At 41.3% G+C, this 477-nt stretch carries 1 protein-coding gene; it reads left to right on the top strand.

What is annotated here, in order from left to right:
* Positions 1-477, top strand: a 477-nt coding sequence (locus tag JYB62_RS19590) for an Ig-like domain-containing protein (protein WP_243431652.1), incomplete at both ends; no start/stop codon positions are given.

Here is a 477-nt window from a genome sequence, read left to right as displayed (position 1 = left end):
GAGGTTTAAGTGCCACTTCAGAAATCATCAAGTTTTCTGTAGATGCAGCTAATCAAGTTCCAACAGTTTCTTTGACTCAACCAAGCAATAATCAGGTATTTACTTTAGGAAAGGATGCGGTGCAATTAGTGGCCAATGCTCAAGACCCGGAAGGAGAAATCAAAAGTGTGGAGTTTTATAGCAATGGACAGCTGATTTCTACAGTAACTACTGCTCCTTATATCTATGATTGGTCTACCATTACTGCTGGAAGCTACGAGGTATATGCCAAAGTAATTGATATGGGAGGTTTAAGTGCCACTTCAGAAATCATCAAGTTTTCTGTGGAAGCAGCAAGTCAAGCTCCAACGGTTTCTTTGACTCAACCCAGCAATAATCAGGTATTTACTTTAGGAAAGGATGCGGTGCAATTGGTGGCCAATGCTCAAGATCCGGAGGGAGAAATCAAAAGTGTGGAGTTTTATAGCAATGGACAGC

It is taken from the genome of Algoriphagus lutimaris (assembly GCF_017051705.1).
In the GTDB taxonomy this organism is placed as follows: Bacteria; Bacteroidota; Bacteroidia; order Cytophagales; family Cyclobacteriaceae; genus Algoriphagus; species Algoriphagus lutimaris.
This window is presented reverse-complemented; position numbering and strand designations above follow the sequence as displayed.